At 44.6% G+C, this 16,896-nt stretch carries 19 protein-coding genes; all 19 read left to right on the top strand.

Annotated features, from left to right (window positions below; genetic code table 11):
* Positions 1–67 precede the first annotated feature (67 nt).
* The 19 genes from AC6CIF_RS01435 to AC6CIF_RS01345 are packed head-to-tail and all read left to right on the top strand — an operon-like array spanning position 68 to position 16,890.
* A complete protein-coding gene (locus AC6CIF_RS01435; RefSeq protein ID WP_076208897.1) occupies positions 68–289 on the top strand; it encodes a flagellar FlbD family protein in 222 nt (73 codons plus the stop codon).
* Positions 289–750, top strand: coding sequence for a flagellar basal body-associated FliL family protein (locus AC6CIF_RS01430; protein WP_498197492.1), 462 nt, complete (start codon positions 289–291; stop codon positions 748–750). Before AC6CIF_RS01435 ends, AC6CIF_RS01430 begins: the two co-directional genes overlap by 1 nt.
* Before the next feature lie 39 nt (positions 751–789).
* A complete protein-coding gene (gene fliM, locus AC6CIF_RS01425; protein WP_017689177.1) occupies positions 790–1,788 on the top strand; it encodes a flagellar motor switch protein FliM in 999 nt (332 codons plus the stop codon).
* Positions 1,778–3,052: a flagellar motor switch phosphatase FliY gene (gene fliY, locus AC6CIF_RS01420; protein WP_150367668.1), complete on the top strand. Its 1,275-nt coding sequence runs from the start codon at positions 1,778–1,780 to the stop codon at positions 3,050–3,052. The genes fliM and fliY overlap by 11 nt, the downstream gene beginning before the upstream one ends.
* 28 nt (positions 3,053–3,080) lie before the next feature.
* A complete protein-coding gene (locus AC6CIF_RS01415; protein WP_017689175.1) occupies positions 3,081–3,446 on the top strand; it encodes a response regulator in 366 nt (121 codons plus the stop codon).
* Positions 3,447–3,457: 11 nt separating this feature from the next.
* Positions 3,458–3,994, top strand: coding sequence for a flagellar biosynthetic protein FliO (locus AC6CIF_RS01410; RefSeq protein ID WP_143760270.1), 537 nt, complete (start codon positions 3,458–3,460; stop codon positions 3,992–3,994).
* The gene (fliP, locus tag AC6CIF_RS01405; RefSeq protein ID WP_498197489.1) at positions 3,991–4,746 is read left to right on the top strand and encodes a flagellar type III secretion system pore protein FliP; all 756 of its coding nucleotides are present in this window, start codon (positions 3,991–3,993) and stop codon (positions 4,744–4,746) included. The genes AC6CIF_RS01410 and fliP overlap by 4 nt, the downstream gene beginning before the upstream one ends.
* 25 nt (positions 4,747–4,771) lie before the next feature.
* The gene (fliQ, locus tag AC6CIF_RS01400) at positions 4,772–5,041 is read left to right on the top strand and encodes a flagellar biosynthesis protein FliQ (protein ID WP_047842485.1); all 270 of its coding nucleotides are present in this window, start codon (positions 4,772–4,774) and stop codon (positions 5,039–5,041) included.
* Positions 5,042–5,051: 10 nt separating this feature from the next.
* The gene (gene fliR, locus AC6CIF_RS01395; protein WP_076208895.1) at positions 5,052–5,840 is read left to right on the top strand and encodes a flagellar biosynthetic protein FliR; all 789 of its coding nucleotides are present in this window, start codon (positions 5,052–5,054) and stop codon (positions 5,838–5,840) included.
* 23 nt (positions 5,841–5,863) lie between these two features.
* Positions 5,864–6,946 carry a flagellar biosynthesis protein FlhB gene (gene flhB / locus AC6CIF_RS01390; protein WP_181155343.1) on the top strand — a complete coding sequence of 361 codons (1,083 nt, stop codon included), beginning with the start codon at positions 5,864–5,866 and terminating at the stop codon, positions 6,944–6,946.
* Between the two features lie 25 nt (positions 6,947–6,971).
* Entirely contained in the window at positions 6,972–9,005 is a 2,034-nt protein-coding gene (flhA, locus tag AC6CIF_RS01385) for a flagellar biosynthesis protein FlhA (protein WP_076208893.1), read from the top strand.
* Positions 9,002–10,354, top strand: a complete 1,353-nt coding sequence (gene flhF, locus AC6CIF_RS01380; RefSeq protein ID WP_498197487.1) for a flagellar biosynthesis GTPase FlhF — start codon at positions 9,002–9,004, stop codon at positions 10,352–10,354. The genes flhA and flhF overlap by 4 nt, the downstream gene beginning before the upstream one ends.
* Positions 10,351–11,238 carry a MinD/ParA family protein gene (locus AC6CIF_RS01375; protein ID WP_076208891.1) on the top strand — a complete coding sequence of 296 codons (888 nt, stop codon included), beginning with the start codon at positions 10,351–10,353 and terminating at the stop codon, positions 11,236–11,238. The genes flhF and AC6CIF_RS01375 overlap by 4 nt, the downstream gene beginning before the upstream one ends.
* Before the next feature lie 32 nt (positions 11,239–11,270).
* Positions 11,271–12,713: a chemotaxis protein CheB gene (locus tag AC6CIF_RS01370; protein ID WP_076208890.1), complete on the top strand. Its 1,443-nt coding sequence runs from the start codon at positions 11,271–11,273 to the stop codon at positions 12,711–12,713.
* 32 nt (positions 12,714–12,745) lie between these two features.
* Positions 12,746–14,818: a chemotaxis protein CheW gene (locus tag AC6CIF_RS01365; protein ID WP_498197484.1), complete on the top strand. Its 2,073-nt coding sequence runs from the start codon at positions 12,746–12,748 to the stop codon at positions 14,816–14,818.
* Between the two features lie 41 nt (positions 14,819–14,859).
* Complete coding sequence (locus AC6CIF_RS01360) at positions 14,860–15,321, top strand: chemotaxis protein CheW (RefSeq protein ID WP_036609340.1); 462 nt, start codon at positions 14,860–14,862, stop codon at positions 15,319–15,321.
* A 10-nt stretch (positions 15,322–15,331) separates the two neighbouring features.
* Positions 15,332–15,952, top strand: a complete 621-nt coding sequence (locus tag AC6CIF_RS01355) for a chemotaxis protein CheC (protein ID WP_091034987.1) — start codon at positions 15,332–15,334, stop codon at positions 15,950–15,952.
* Positions 15,945–16,442 carry a chemotaxis protein CheD gene (locus AC6CIF_RS01350; RefSeq protein WP_017689162.1) on the top strand — a complete coding sequence of 166 codons (498 nt, stop codon included), beginning with the start codon at positions 15,945–15,947 and terminating at the stop codon, positions 16,440–16,442. Before AC6CIF_RS01355 ends, AC6CIF_RS01350 begins: the two co-directional genes overlap by 8 nt.
* 4 nt (positions 16,443–16,446) lie before the next feature.
* Positions 16,447–16,890, top strand: coding sequence for a hypothetical protein (locus AC6CIF_RS01345; RefSeq protein ID WP_076208888.1), 444 nt, complete (start codon positions 16,447–16,449; stop codon positions 16,888–16,890).
* Positions 16,891–16,896 lie beyond the last annotated feature (6 nt).

Raw genomic sequence — 16,896 nt, 5'->3', positions numbered from 1 at the left:
AGCTGATTAATGAATTTTTAAAACGTGGGGGAGCTTGCTCCTCCCACTCTGATCAAGGGGGCTTAGCATGATTTCGGTTACGCGGTTAAATGGTTCTCCCATGTGGTTAAATGCGCTGATGGTTGAAATTGTGGAAGAGACACCGGACACGTATATTACTCTGGTAACTGGAAAGAGACTGATTGTGCTTGAAAAAGCCGATGACGTTATTTCCAAGATTAAAGATTACAACCGTGAAATCGGGGTTCAGGCAGCCACTATTAAAGTGCAGCAAACGGAGGAATCCTGATGAAAAAAATGATGCCCTGGCTTGCAACAATGTTGCTGGCGATAACACTCATTGTGGTGGTTGTGTTTGTATTTATGCAAGGACAGAACGGGAATAAGGACGACACACATACGGCGGCAGCTGCTGAAGAAAAAAAAATGACTGCGGATGAAATTGTAGAGGTATCGTCAGAGCTTGCACAGATTAAAACGAATCTGGCTGATCCGGATCGTATTATTATGGTTAGTTTTTCTTTCAAGTTATCTGACAAAACAGCCAAAGAAGATTTTGAAAAAATTAAAAGCATTACGGTGAAGCCCATTATTATTCAGGCACTTGCAGACACCAAGGCTGAGGAACTGAGTTCGGCCAAGGGTATGAAACAATTCAATGAGAAACTGACAGGACTAATTAATGAGGCATTGCCTGAGCCGAAATTGAAAAGCACTAGTATTTCAGACATTGTTATAGCACCAATGTAATGAACAGAACACGCTGTAGACCTGTAAGGGGGTGAGAACATGGTGGATGTATTATCACAAAATGAGATTGACGCCCTATTAGCAGCCCTTTCTTCTGGTGAAATGGACGCAGAAGAATTGAAGAAGGAAGAAACTCAGAAGAAAATCAGATCGTACGATTTTAAGCGGGCAGTGCGTTTTTCCAAAGACCATATCAGAAGCTTGACTCGTATTCACGAAAACTTTGCACGCTTTCTCACCACTTATTTTTCAGCCCAACTGCGGACGTTCGTTCAAATCAATGTCGTTCAGGTCGAACAGTTGCCTTATGATGAGTTTATCCGTTCTATTCCTAAGATGACGATATTGAACATTTTTGAAGCGGAGCCACTACAGGGACGAATGGTGATGGAAGTCCATCCAAACGTGGGATATGCGATGTTGGATCGCCTTCTTGGTGGAACCGGAAGTGCTCCAACAAAGATTGCATCGATGACGGAGATTGAAACGACCATCATGGAACGAATATTCAGCCGTGCGTTTGAAAGTTTGCAAGAAGCATGGAAGACCGTGTTGGATATTACCCCGAGGATGGAAGCGCTCGAGACCAATCCGCAATTTATGCAGATTGTATCTCCCAATGAGACCATTGCTCTGATCTCGCTCAGTACCAAAATTGGTGACACGACAGGCATGATCAATCTATGTATACCGCATGTCGTTCTTGAACCTATTATGTCACGGTTGTCAACTCATCAGTGGTTTGTTTCGGAGAAGAAAACGAGAGCTCCGGAGGAGTATGATGCTCTAAAAGAGCGTGTGAACAAAGCCAAGTTACCCATCGTTGCGGAATTGGGAGAATCGAGAATTTCAATTGCAGAATTTCTGGGTCTGTCGGTTGGTGATGTCATTACGTTGAACAAACCGGTTGATGAGGGACTTTCCATTAAAGTGGGTGACAAACTGAAATACATGGGCAGTCCGGGGACAATCAAAGACCGTGTGGCTGTGCAAATAGACAAGATTGTCACCGAAGGAGTTGAAGAATTTGACGAGTAAGGATTATTTATCCCAGGAAGAAATCGATGCTTTGCTCAGGCAATCGGAATCGATAAACAGCTCGGAACCCGCTGAAAAGACGGTTGATGATTTTTTGACCGAGCTGGAGCAGGATGCCTTGGGGGAGATTGGTAACATTACATTTGGTAGCGCGGCAACAGCCTTATCCACGCTATTAGGCCTCAAAGTAGATATTACAACACCTAAAGTTTCTATCATTAGTCGAACGCAGTTTGAAGAAGCTTTTCCTAAGCCGCATGTTGCCGTTCATGTGAATTATGTGGATGGATTCGAAGGCATTAACTCACTTGTTATCAAGAAGAGAGATGCTCAAGTCATCGCTGATTTGATGCTGGGTGGCGAAGGAAATCCGGTCGATGAAGAACTTAATGAAATCCATATTAGTGCAGTACAGGAAGCGATGAACCAGATGATGGGTTCCTCTGCAACCTCAATGTCCACGATTTTTAATCGTTTTGTGAATATTTCCCCTCCGGGAATCGATATTCTCAATCTGGAGAGTGGAGAGGGTGTAAGTAATCTTCCAGCAGATGAGACCCTTATCCAAGTTTCATTTCGCTTGTTAATCGGGGATCTGATCGATTCCAATCTGATGCAGTTGCTACCAGTGCATTTTGCCAAAAACATGGTAGACATGCTGATTGGAGGCGCTCAGGAGTCAACTGCCAGCGCACCAGTGGCATCAACACCTGAACCTGCGCCAGCAGCTGTACCAGCAACGCCACCACCGGTTGCGGAGCAGCCGCCCGTTCAACATCAACAGGCTCCACAGGCTCCACAACAGCCTGCTCAGGACTATAACGGATATGGACAGGCCCCGATGGGTATGCCTCAAGGAATGCCGCCACAGCAGCCGTATGGCATGCCACCGCAGCAACCTTATGGTGCACCTCAACATTACGGTGGAATGCCAAATAGGAATGTTAACGTACAACCAGTTCAATTCGCCAATTTGCAAAATGGGGCGTATGGTCAGGTAGACGAAAACAATTTGAATTTATTGATGGACATTCCCCTTAAGGTCACCGTAGAATTAGGAAGGACCCAGAAGCAAATTAAAGATATTTTGGAACTGTCACAGGGTTCGATTGTCGAACTGGATAAGTTAGCCGGGGAACCTGTCGATATTTTGGTGAATAACAAACTGATCGCCAAGGGAGAAGTTGTCGTTATTGACGAAAACTTTGGTGTTCGTGTTATAGATATCGTTAGCCAATGGGACCGAATTCAGAAATTACAATAAGCACAATTTAGGGAGGACTTGAATCAAGATGGCAAACCGAATTTTAGTCGTAGACGACGCTGCATTTATGAGAATGATGATCCGGGACATTTTGTCCAAAAATGGATATGAGGTTGTTGGTGAGGCACAGGATGGCTCACAAGCAATTGAGAAATTTAAAGAGCTTCGTCCGGATCTGATCACAATGGATATCACGATGCCTGAGATGGACGGCATTGCAGCTTTGAAAGAAATCAAGAAGATTGATGCTAACGCAAAAGTGATTATGTGCTCTGCGATGGGTCAACAAGCGATGGTAATCGACGCTATTCAAGCAGGTGCCAAAGACTTTATCGTTAAACCGTTCCAATCTGACCGGGTTATCGAAGCGATCAGCAAGACACTGGGCGTTTAAGAGACATGATGATGGCTCAGGGTGATATTCCAGGAGGAGCTGGCGTGGGAACCAATTATTATTTACAGCTTGTATGGGTGATTGTTGTCCTGGCCGTCATCCTGGCCCTTATTGTTTATCTGATCCGGTTCTTAAACAAACGGAATCAGCAAATGTTCCGGCACGGCACAATTCGTACCCTGGGCGGGGTTGGACTGGGGCAAAACAAGTCGCTGCAAATTATTGAAATTGGTGGAAGTGTATATCTGCTTGGTGTAGGTGAAGACATTCAGTTGGTAGATAAGGTTTCAGATCTGGAAGAGGCGCAAAGAATCATTGATTCCTTCGAAAGAGATGCTGCTGCACAACAAGGGAATCTCTCACCTCTCATTGCCAAGCTCACAAAACGTTTCCGTAGAGAAGAACCGCCGCGGGAAATGGAACTAGAGGACACAACTTCTTTTCACGAAATGTTTGAATCCAAACTTCGGCAGATGCCTAACCGTAAAGAGAAGATGGAAAAGCTCCTGGATAAAGACAATACTACAGATCGGTCGAGGGATTCATGAAGAAAAAGATTTGGTTAGCGTGTTGTTTATTAGGACTTATCAGTCTGGCATCTGTAACGGTTGCCTTTGCCGAACCCATTCCGAATATTGATATTCAGATTGGAAACGGTGATGGAGGGACACCAAGCACGAGTTCACTGTCCATCATTCTGTTAATTACGGTGCTTAGTATTGCTCCAGCGATGCTTGTACTGATGACCAGTTTTACTCGGATTGTGATTGTGCTCGGTTTTATACGTACATCTTTGGGTACACAACAAATGCCACCCAATCAGGTGCTGGTCGGTTTGGCGCTATTTCTGACACTTTTCATTATGTCGCCGACATTGTCTTCCATAAATCAGGTAGCGCTTCAGCCCTATCTCCATGGAGAGCTTACGCAAACCGAGGCACTTGAAAAAGCAGCGGATCCCATGAAGAAATTTATGTTTAGTCACACCAGAGAAAAAGATCTGTTACTGTTTATGAAGTACAATCAGACTGAACAACCAAAGACCTATCAGGATATCCCAATTACTGTTATGGTGCCGGCATATGTTATCAGTGAGTTGAAGACAGCATTCCAGATGGGGTTTATGATTTTTATTCCGTTTCTGGTTATAGACATTGTTGTCGCGAGTACACTCATGGCAATGGGGATGATGATGCTTCCGCCGGTCATGATCTCATTACCTTTCAAAATACTGCTCTTTGTCCTTGTGGACGGGTGGTACCTGGTTGTCAAGTCACTGTTACTGAGTTTTAACACTTGATCCGGAAAGTTAAAGGAGGACGGTCATGACTTCGGAATTTATTATCGGTCTGGCCGGGAAAGCGGTATACACGTCATTGCTGGCCAGCGCACCCATGCTTATACTAGCTCTGGTTGTAGGACTTGCAATCAGTATTTTTCAAGCAACTACTCAAATTCAGGAACAAACATTAGCTTTTGTGCCCAAGATTGTTGCCGTACTTCTGGCGGTACTTTTGTTTGGACCTTGGATCTTAAATATCTTGGTCGATTTTACGTTTAACATTCTCGATAATCTATACAGATACATAGGGTAGGCTTTAGCAGATGGAGACATTGTTGCAAAGTTTCCCTGTCGCTCTGCTTATGTTTTGTCGAATCACATCATTTTTTGTAACTGCACCAGTTTTTTCGGCGCGAAATGTGCCGGCTTCAGTTAAAATTGGTATTTCTGCATTTGTCACATTATCTGTCTATCTGATCTATGGAATAGACCAGACCGTGCCCACAGACCTGAGCTATGTCTTATTGATCATCAGAGAGATTTTAATTGGCCTGCTTTTAGGTTTTGTGGCTTATCTGTTGATGACGGCTGTTCAGACTGCGGGGACCTTTATCGATCTACAGATCGGTTTTGGTATGGCTAATGTATATGATCCAATGACAGGTGCTTCAGCTCCACTTACGGGTAACTTGAAGTATGCATTTGCAATGCTTCTGTTTCTGACGATGAATGGACACCATTATTTGCTGGATGCGATAGTTTACAGTTACCGGTGGGTACCATTATCGAATATGTTTTTCCTACGGTTGGCAGATGGAAGTATTGCTGAATTTTTGATACAGACCTTAGGTCAATCATTTATGCTGGCTTTTCAGATGTCGGCTCCAATTGTAGTTGCGTTGTTTTTGACGGATGTTGGATTGGGTTTTTTGGCCAAAACTGCTCCTCAATTTAATGTATTTGCAGTTGGGTTGCCGCTTAAGTTACTCGTTGGTCTTGCTATTTTGCTTTTGCTGGTTCCCAGTTTCTCCTTTGTATTTAGTCAATTGTTCGAAGCGATATTCAGATCGATGGAAAAATTGCTTGGAACCATTGGACAAAGGCCCGGCTGAGTGAAACGGAGGAAAAGACACGGATGAAACTTCAACTCGACCTCCAGTTGTTTTCAGGGGAGAAGACGGAGAAAGCTACCCCGAAAAAGAGACAGGATACACGAAAAAAAGGACAGGTTGTAAAAAGCGCTGAACTATCTGGCGCCTCCATTCTCCTAATCGTGTTTTTGATCATGATGGTATTCAGCAATTTTTATAAAGAACGTATAGTTCGTCTGTTTACAGATATCTTCATCAATCGATTGAGTATGGATATCACCGGAGAGAATGTGATGGCGCTTATGATGCGCTATGGCATTGAAGTTTTGTTATTGATCGCTCCCATTTTGCTGGGTGCGTTCCTGGTTGCTTTGATCGTTAACTACATGCAAGTTGGTTTTCTTCTTGTAGGGGAAGGTTTGAAGCCAAAACTTGAGAAACTGGACCCGATTAAAGGTTTCAAAAATATATTCTCTCTCCGCTCATTAGTGGAATTTGCTAAATCCATTTTGAAAATGTCGATTATCGGTTATCTCGTTTACAGTACAATTAAGGGCTACCAGTCAGATATTGCTTCACTTTCTCATTTTTCATTGGATGCTATTTTACATTTCGCTGCGTCGATCACTTTAAGTCTTGGTATCAAGATTGCAGTGGCATTAATGATACTTGCGATATTTGATTACATGTATCAGAAGTATGACCATGAGAAGAAGATTCGCATGTCCAAGCAGGACATTAAGGATGAGTACAAGAAAATGGAAGGTGATCCGCTGATCAAAGGTAAAATCCGGGAACGTCAGCGTCGTATGGCTATGCAGCGTATGATGCAGGAAGTGCCGAATGCGGATGTAATCATCACGAACCCGACCCACTTCGCGGTTGCGCTAAAGTATGAAGGTTCCGAGATGGAGGCACCGCAGATTATTGCCAAAGGTCAGGATTATGTTGCCTTGCGTATTAAGGAAATTGCCAAAGAAAACGGTGTTATTACGATGGAAAACAAGCCGTTAGCACGAGCATTGTTCCAGAGAGCCGAGATTGGTGACGCTATACCGGCCGATTTGTTTCAAGCGGTAGCCGAAGTGCTGGCTTATGTATATAAACTAAAGGGCAGAACGAAATAAAAGGGGATCGGAGGCCGTACATTCATTGAAGATTAAAGATATAGCTGTCCTTGCGGGTATCATTGGCATTGTGTTGATGATGATTCTCCCGATCCCGCCCTGGCTGTTGGACTTGTTGCTGGTCGTGAATATTTCAATTGCTCTGATGATACTTCTTGTTGCCATGAACAGCAAAGAAGCGTTGCAGTTTTCTATTTTTCCAGCTTTGCTGCTAATCACTACTCTATTCCGACTTGCACTGAACATTTCGACAACCAAGCTAATCCTTGGTGGCGGGGATGCGGGAGCCGTTGTTGCTACCTTTGGTAGCTGGATTGCCGGAGGGCAAATTGCGATTGGATTTATCGTGTTTTTGATCCTCGTTGTTGTTCAGTTTATCGTTATTACAAAGGGGTCTGAGCGCGTAGCTGAAGTTGCTGCTCGATTCACCCTCGATGCGATGCCTGGTAAACAAATGAGTATTGATGCGGATCTGAATGCGGGTCTGATCAACGAGCAACAAGCTCGTGAGCGTCGTTCCAAAATTGAACGTGAAGCCGATTTCTATGGAGCGATGGATGGAGCAAGTAAATTCGTAAAAGGTGACGCAATTGCAAGTATTATCATCCTCTTGATCAACCTCATTGGTGGATTTATTATCGGTATGACTGTGCATGGGATGGCTTTTGCAGATGCAATGGCAACGTACTCTGTATTGACTATTGGAGATGGATTAGTAAGCCAAATCCCTGCTCTGCTTATTTCTACAGCAGCAGGACTTATCGTCACCAGAGCGTCATCCGAAGGAAACTTGGCAGATGATATTACGGGGCAACTGTTTACATATCCAATACTTATTTATATCGTAGCTTTCGTTATTGCCATGCTCGGGTTCTTCACACCCATTCATGTTATTACAACGCTTCCGTTGGCAGGTGTGTTGGCATATGCCGCGTGGCGTATGCAGAATAATCTGAATTTGAAACAAGTAGCGGAAGAACAGTTGGAAGAAGAACAGCAGATTGAAGAGGTTAGAAGTCCTGAAAGTGTAATTAACCTACTTCAGGTGGACCCTATTGAGTTTGAATTTGGTTATGGTTTAATCCCGCTTGCTGATAATCAGCAGGGTGGGGACTTATTGGATCGGATCATTATGATTCGGAGGCAGTGTGCTCTTGAACTGGGGTTGGTCGTTCCCGTCATACGGATTCGAGATAATATTCAGCTCAGACCCAATGAGTATGTTATCAAAATCAAGGGTAATGTGGTAGGCGGGGGAGAACTGTTGTTGAATCATTACCTTGCTATGAGTCCTGGCTATGATGAGGAGTCTGTGACAGGTATTGAAACGACGGAGCCTGCTTTTGGACTTCCAGCACTGTGGATTGATGAAGTCACCAAAGACAGAGCGGAACTTGCAGGATATACGGTCGTTGATCCGCCTTCCGTTGTGGCTACACATCTGACGGAACTGATTAAGAAACATGCGCATGAGTTACTTGGAAGACAAGAGACAAAAGCACTTGTGGATAATCTCAGAGAGAACTATTCTGCCCTTGTGGATGAACTGATCCCATCGCTACTTTCTATTGGTGATGTACAGAAAGTGCTTGCCAAGTTATTGCGTGAGAAAATATCTATTCGGGATATGGTTACCATCTTCGAGACACTGGCGGACTATGGTACGTATACGAAGGATCCTGATGTACTGACTGAATACGTCAGACAATCCCTCTCACGTCAGATTACTCAGCAGTTCTCTCAAAAAGGTGAGACACTTCGAGTGATCACGGTTGGACCTGGTCTTGAGAAGAAAATTGCTGAAAGTGTGCAACAATCGGATCAAGGCAGTTATCTTGCGCTGGACCCTGTATCTACACAAAGTGTATATCAGAAGCTCAGTGAACAAGTGAACCGTTTGATTCAATCAGGTCAGCAACCTGTTGTATTAACTTCTCCAACCATTCGGATGTATCTGCGTCAGGTTATTGAACGTACTATGCAGGACATTCCTGTGCTTTCCTACAGCGAGTTGGAGCCGAATGTTGAAATTCAAAGTATCGGGGTGGTGAACTTATGAGAGTAAAACAATACGTTGTTGAGACCATGCCCGAAGCTATGCTTCAAATTCGCAAAGACCTGGGAAGTGATGCCGTTATTCTGTCCACCAAAGAGATTAAGGTGGGCGGTGTAATGGGAATGTTTCGCAAAAAACGGATCGAAGTTGTAGCTGCAGTGGATAAGGAAGAAAACAAGCAAACAACAAAGCCAGTACAAAATCAATTCACACCTGTACCTCGTGCATTTGTACCTGAGGCTTATCGGCAAACAGCTCGTTCGTTTGTTGCGGCTTCTGATGAGTCGGCGACAATGAGTGCAGCTGATCAAAGTGTACAGGATCAATCTGCGGCTGCGTCGTCTGTGTTTGAATCGCGTAATATCGGTTCAGACATAGACAGCGGCTCTGGTTCTTCGAGCATGGATCATAAACCGCGACCGCAAGGGGCGGATTTTTCGGGTTCAACAACTGGTCCGAAGCCAACAGGTTCAGACCTGCAGCAGGACAAGTTGATGACTGAATTGCAGGATCTTAAACAGATGGTGACCAGGCTTTCAAAGCAAGGTACTTCTGCGGACCCTGTGCCAGAGGAACTGCATACGATCCGAGAACGTTTGACAGAACAAGATGTTTGGCCTGAAGTATGGGAATCCTGGTTTGATTCAATTCAAGCAAAATGGTCTGAGAATGGATTGAAAGAACAGGATGTAGAACAAATAGTGAAGCTTGAGGTTATGCACTTTTTGGAGCAACGTATTGAAGAAGGCATTCTTCCTACCACGCGAATCGTCTATGTAGCTGGACCAACCGGTGTAGGGAAAACTACGACAATTGCAAAATTGGCTGCTGAACAAATGTTCAAAAAACAGCGTAAAGTTGGATTCATTACATCAGATACGTATCGGATCTCGGCGGTAGAACAGCTTAGAACATATGCATCTATACTGAATGTTCCACTTGAGGTGGTACAATCGCCCGGTGATACACAACGTGCCATTTCTCGATTAGAGAATTGTGATTTGATCTTTATGGATACAGCGGGTAGAAACTACAGAAATGAATTACTTGTTTCGGAACTGCAAAGTTTGCTTGCTCCTGTAGAGAATAGCGAAACCTTTCTGGTCATGAGTATGACTTCCAAAAGTGCTGATATGGTTCAGATCACGGAACATTTCAGTAAATATGGTCTGGATAAGGTGATTTTCACCAAAATGGATGAGACTGGGAGCTGCGGTCCGCTATTTAACTTGTTACACCGTTTTCCACTCAAGCTCGCATATGTGGCAAATGGACAAAATGTTCCGGACGATTTGTTGAAGCCGGATGCAGATTTGTTGTCTAAACAGTTGCTGGGAGAATGGTCACAATGAAGGATCAGGCAGCTGCACTTCGAAGTATGGTCTCCGCGCCATTGGAATTGGAAGGCATTGAGCGAGATATTCGATCCTCGAAAATCATTACTGTGGCCAGTGGTAAGGGAGGTGTTGGTAAATCCAATTTTACACTGAACTTTGCCTTGGCATTGCAGGCTTTGGGGCAAAAGGTACTTGTATTTGATGCTGATATTGGAATGGCTAATATTGATGTTCTTATGGGTACGTCTTCTTCCTATAATCTTTACCACCTGTTGTACCGACATAAATCCATAAGGGAAATCATACAACTGGGTGCCAGTGGCTTGCCTTACATTGCTGGGGGATCAGGCATGAAAGAGTTGTTCTCATTGTCTGATCGTGATCTGGAGTTTTTCGCCAGTCAAGTCGAGGATATTGCCCAGGAAATGGATTATGTCATCTTTGACACTGGGGCAGGACTCTCCAGAGAGAATATGAAGTTCATCGGTGCTGCTGATGAATGCCTGATTATAACTACACCTGAACCGACTTCAATAACCGATGCTTATGCTTTAGTCAAAGTTATGCACGGCCAGGAAAATGCTACGCCCTTTCGGATGATCGTTAACCGGGTGGAAGACGAACGAGAAGCGGAACGGGTGGCAGATAAAATAGCTGGAGTGGCGAGGCGGTTTTTGCAGACGGATATTCCGCTGCTTGGGTATATTTCAGAAGACGCCCAGGTAGTCAAGGCGGTTAAAAGGCAAATGCCCTATAGTCTGGCTTATCCCAATGCCAAAGCCTCCAAAGATATAGAGAAACTTGCTCTTCGTTATCTGGCTGTACCTGCAACTCCGGGATCCGGAACCTTGACAGGAATCAGGGGATTTATGAATAAGTGGCTTAAACGGACAACATGATTTCTGAATAAAGGAAACAGGGGTGACACAACATGGCGGCGTATCAAGTATTGGTTGTCGATGATTCCGCTTTTATGCGTAAGATTGTTACGGATTTGATCCAAGCGGATCCAGAATTCAAGGTTACGGCAACGGCATCAAACGGTAGAGAAGCGATTCAAAAATCACTAGAATTGAAACCCGATATTATTACAATGGACGTTGAGATGCCCGAAATGAATGGTTTGGATGCTTTAAAATCAATTATGAAGGAATCTTTCGTTCCTGTGATTATGCTCTCTGGTATCAATGAACAAGGTATGAAAGAAACCATTATGGCGCTTGAAGCAGGGGCATTTGACTTCATTCGCAAACCATCTATTTCACATGACCAGGATATTGCTCAAGTCGGTAAAGCCTTGGTTGAGCGCATGCGTGCTGCGATGAATGAGATCAAAAGAAAAGCTGATCGTGAGTTATCCATGAAAAATAGAGACATGTTGCGAGGAGCAGTTGCTCCCCCAACTCAGCCAGTGCAGAAAGAACTGCCGGCTAGGGATCGTGCGGAACCTGTGAAAAAAACGATCGAACCTGTGCAGACGAGTCAACGCTCTCTTCGAGAGCGGACTGAAGCTTTTCAGGCCAAGTCAAAGAAACCAATTGAACCATTGTCACCTTCAAAACCAGGTCGCGTAGAGAACAAACCAGAGCCTTTGCCGAAGGCTGAGCGTAATTTGGGGACGAAGGCAGAACAAGCAGTGAGGTCAGCTAATCCAGTACAGACTCCAAAGGAAGTTCGACTACCTAATGCAGCTAGAGTAGCAGCTGATCAAATAGCGGCAACTTCTGCCTCTGCAAAAGCCAAGGATGTAATCAAGCCTAATCCTGTCCCCAAAGGTGGAGGGGGGCTGGAAGGACCATTCAACAAACTTGTGGCAATAGGTTGTTCTACGGGTGGACCGAGGGCTCTCAAAACATTGCTTGAGCAGTTGCCTGCTGATTTGCCTGCACCGGTCATTATTGTGCAGCATATGCCGCCCAATTTCACACGTTCTCTGGCTCAACGATTGAATACATTCAGTCCACTGCATGTGGTTGAAGCTGAAGAGGGCATGGTTCTGAAAAAAGGAACCGCTTATATAGCACCCGGCGGGTTCCATGTGAAAATTAACAAAACAGCAGACGGGAAGTTTATCGTGAAGTTGACTGAAGATCAACCAGTGAATGGCCATAGACCTTCAGTGGATACGATGTTTGAGTCACTTCTGCCGTTTACATCTTTACAAAGGCATCTTGTTTTGCTCACGGGAATGGGAAGTGATGGAGCACGTATGATGAAGAGATTATACGAAGCTGGAGTTACATCAACCTTTGCCGAGAATGAAGAAACATGTGTTGTATATGGTATGCCGCGTTCTGCTGTAGAGCTGCAATGCGTTCGTCATCTTCTGCCATTGCAGGAGATTGCGTCTAAACTTGTTCAAGCAGTGAAATAACGGAGTGTAACTCACGGAGGAGGTGCCTCACAATGGACATGAACCAATATTTATCCATGTTTATTGATGAGTCTAATGATCATCTGCAATCGCTTAACGAAAACATGCTTCAACTTGAAGGCAATCCGGAAGACCTGGGCATAGTTCAGGTTATATTCCGCTCTGCTCATACCTTGAAGGGTATGGCAGCAACTATGGGCTTTGAAGATTTGGCATCACTGACACATAAAATGGAAAATGTGTTGGATCTGGTTCGTAATGAGAAGTTGAAAATGCAGGATTACATTTTTGATACTATGTTCAAGAGTCTGGACGCTTTGGAAACCATGGTTCAGGATATTACCGAAGGTGGACAAGGTAAAGCAGATGTGTCGGCAATCGTAGCTTCACTTCAGGCCATTGAAAATGGTGAAATGACAAACGGAGACGGACCTGCTACAGAAACAAACAAGAAGGCTAACGCTTCAATCTCTTCGGCTGTGGAGCTGGATGAATTCCAATATTCAGTGCTGGATCAGTCGATCGCCGAAGGTCATCGTGTGTTCTACGTGGATGTGCTTGTTAGCGAGCATAGCCAGTTAAAAGGTGTACGGGCTTATATGGTCTTTGATATGCTGGAACGTTCAGGTGAAGTCGTTAAGGCTTACCCATCCGTTCAGGATATTGAGCAGGAGAAGTTTGAGCGCAGTTTCTCGTTGTATTACATAACAACTAAAGAGGCGCACGAACTGGAAGAAGGCATCATGAGTATCTCTGAAATTGAAAGTGCAAAGCTCATTCAACTGGATCAGGAGACTCTTCAGCAGATGGCCAATCAGGTAGCAGCTACAGTTGAAGCGCCACCCGCACCAACAGCTGTAGCTGAGGTTGCTTCGCCGGATAAGAATTCTGTACCCAAAGAAGAAACCACAACGGCACCAGCTAAAACAGCTGCACCGAAGCAAGCTGCTGCACCTTCACGTACCATTCGTGTGGATATTGAACGTCTTGACGTATTGATGAACCTGTTCAGTGAATTGTTGATCGACCGTTCACGTCTGGAGCAATTGGCCAGTGAAACAGGCAACAATGATTTATCCGATACAGTAGCTCATTTAAGTCGAGTTAGCACAGATTTGCAAAATATTGTACTGAAATTGCGGATGGTTCCGGTAGATACCGTATTTAATCGATTCCCGCGTATGATCCGTGATCTGGCTAAGACACTTGATAAAAAAATCGATCTGGTGATTACAGGTGCTGAGACGGAACTGGATCGTACGGTAATTGATGAGATTGGTGATCCGCTTGTGCATTTACTGCGTAACGCGGTTGACCATGGTGTGGAATCCATTGCAGAGCGTGTAGCTGCAGGTAAACCAGAGATGGGTACAGTAAACCTGCGTGCCTTCCACAGTGGAAATCACGTATTTATCGAGATTGAAGATGATGGTAAAGGTATCTATCGCGACAAGCTTTTGAAAACCGCGATCAAACGTGGTGTTGTAACCGAAGAACAAGGTGCCAAGATGAGTGACGATGAAGTAAATCAACTGTTGTTCGCACCTGGTTTTAGTACTGCTGATATTATCTCGGATATCTCTGGCCGGGGCGTTGGCTTGGATGTAGTAAAATCGAAGATCACTTCGCTTGGCGGTAATGTAACCATTCATTCAACTCCAGGCAAAGGCACAAACTTCTCTGTTCAGCTTCCGTTGACTCTATCCATTATTGCTGCAATGCTTGTACGACTTGGTTCAGAGAAATACGCTGTTCCGTTGTCCTCCATTGTAGAGACGGCCATTGTACAACGTGAGCAAGTTCGTAATATTCACGGCAATAAAATGATCACGTTCCGTGAGTCACTGATTCCGTATTTGTCCTTGAGCGAAGTTTTCTCCGTACCGGATTTCAATGACGCTGATGAGCAGGAAACAGAAATTGTCGTGATTCGCAAAGGCGACCGTCTTGCAGCCGTAGCTGTTGAAGAATTTATTGGACAAAGTGAGATTGTTCTCAAATCAATGGGAACCTATCTTCCTGCTATTGAAGGAATCTCTGGAGCAACCATTCTCGGAGATGGACAAGTAGCCCTGATTCTTGATCCTAATGCATTTATTAAATAAGCATAGAGCTAAGTCTTACATTTAATAGGGAGGTTTTTTACATGGAAGAAGAGTTGAAAGTCATCGTCTTTAAATTGGGTTCCGAAGAGTATGGTATTGAGGTAGATAAGGTTCAGACGATTGAGCGCATGATGCCAATTACCCGTGTTCCCAAGACACTTTCCTTTGTAAAAGGAGTTATTAATCTACGCGGTGTTGTAATTCCGGTCATTGATCTACGCGGTCGTTTCTCCCTTCCGGAAACGGAATACACGGATCAGACTCGTATTGTTATCGTAGGTGTAGACGACATGCAAGTTGGCTTTATCGTAGATTCTGCCAATGATGTTATTGATATCAAGAGCAGTGCAATCGATAGCCCACCAGAAGTGGTTGGTGGCGTCAAAGCAAGATACCTGCGAGGTGTTGCTAAATTGGAGGATTCACGCTTGTTGATTATGCTCAACCTAAACGAAGTATTAAATAAAAGCGAGATTGTACAGCTGGAAAGTGTTGAGGGCTAGTACCGTGGAGATGTTCAACCGATTTGAGGTATTCCAGATGGATGTGCTCAAAGAGGTCGGTAACATTGGAGCAGGCAACGCCGCAACGGCGTTGTCTCAACTCCTCAACAGACCGATTGACATGGGTGTACCTACAGTACAAATGCTCCCTTTTGAAGAAGTTGCCGAAAAAGTGGGCGGAGATGAACGCATCGTGGTTACCGTGTTTCTTCGTGTAGAAGGCGAAGCACCGGGAAATCTTTTCTTTATGATGACACCAGAGGCTGCTAAAATGTTGTTGAATAGACTTGCCGGGTTTGATCTGAAAGAAGGACTGGCTTTTACAGATATGGAACAATCAGCGCTTTCCGAGATTGGAAATATTTTGGCGGGATCTTATCTTTCTTCTTTGGCAGATTTCACGAAGTTGTCTATGTATCCAACTGTTCCTGGACTTGCCATCGACATGGCAGGTGCCATTCTAAGTTATGGCTTGCTGCAATTTGGCGAGATGGGTGACGCTGCATTGTTGATTGACACATCTTTCTTTGAAGGTGAAGATCAAGTTGAGGGTCAGTTTTTCCTCATTCCGGATCCACCATCCTTTGCAAAGATATTTGAATCGCTAGGGGTGCCACTGAGCCATGATTGAGGACAAAAGCGTCGTTAAAGTCGGTATGGCGGATTTAAACATCGCTCATCTTCCTGGTGTAATCCGTACGACAGGCTTGGGCTCGTGTGTGGGATTAACAATGTATGACCCACATTTGAAGCTGGCTGGAATGGCGCATGTCATGCTTCCTACTTCAGAGATCGCCCGTGAAGGGAAACTGAACACTGCGAAATATGCGGATACGGCGTTGCCTGAGCTTTTGGAAAAGATGATAAAACTAGGCGCTTCTCACTCACGTATTGTGTCTAAAATGGCCGGGGGCTCTCAGATGTTTGCCTTTGCTGGCGCTGGAGATACAATGCGCATTGGACCAAGGAATGCAGATTCTTGTCGAGAGTGGCTTCAAAAACTCAATATCCCTCTTCTAGCAGAAGATACGGGTGGGAATTATGGACGAACGATTGAGATGGACTGTGAAACTGGACTTTTGACTATTCGAAGTGTACAAATGGGTGTAAAGGAACTATAAGACTATGATAGGAAACTACCGCATTAATCTTGGAGCAGGCATCGTTGGGTTTATTCTTACTTTTTTTGTAGCATACAGCAGCAATGTGCTGATGACCAGTTTAATTCGCGGATTGATCGGATTCGTAGCCTGGTTTGTCCTTGCATATGGTTTACGCTGGGGATTGGGATTGCTGCTGAACCCTCAGATCGAGGGAAATGGGTATGGTTATGATTCACCAAATGCTCAAGATCAAAGAGGTTCACAGGTGGACATTAAAATCGAAGACGATGGACAAGAGCTGAATGATTTGCTCAAGAGTGGACAGAACGCTTCATCTGGGGACGATCTTCCGCCATCTGAGACGAAAGCTCCAACGGGATTCGCCCCTTTGGATCCGCCTAAACTTGTCCGGACCAAGGATCCGGAGGAATTGGCGCAGGCCGTTCGTCACCTGACAGACAAATAAGGAGGG

It is taken from the genome of Paenibacillus sp. GQ49, assembly GCF_059759055.1.
This window is presented reverse-complemented; position numbering and strand designations above follow the sequence as displayed.